The organism is Bradyrhizobium sp. Kon37 (assembly GCF_055807535.1).
This window is the reverse complement of the sequence record NZ_JBVVOY010000364.1, coordinates 1-231: the sequence shown is the minus strand read 5'-3', so window position 1 is coordinate 231 and position 231 is coordinate 1. Positions and strand designations below refer to the sequence as shown.

Annotated in this window: 1 pseudogene; it reads right to left on the bottom strand. The window is 53.2% G+C overall.

Going from position 1 to position 231, the window contains the following annotated elements:
• Nucleotides 1–231 (bottom strand): annotated as a pseudogene (locus AC0L3J_RS38495) (hypothetical protein); the annotation flags it as partial.

Sequence of the window (231 nt, the reverse complement as noted above, 5' to 3'; positions counted from 1 at the left end):
CCTTCAAAAGCCGCAATCCATTGTGCTAGCGCACCCTGTTGACGAGCGCGCTCGAATTCGCGTTGTAGAGTGAATTCATCAGGTAATCCCATCCGGCTACTTTCATTAACTACTTCGCGACCCAGCGCCAGTGAATAGCCGAGCTGGTGCAATTCTTCCGCAACAAGGGTGGCAGTGCGGAATTCCACCCAGCCAGACTCTGCATAGTGATGAAAATCACGTCGCCAGTGC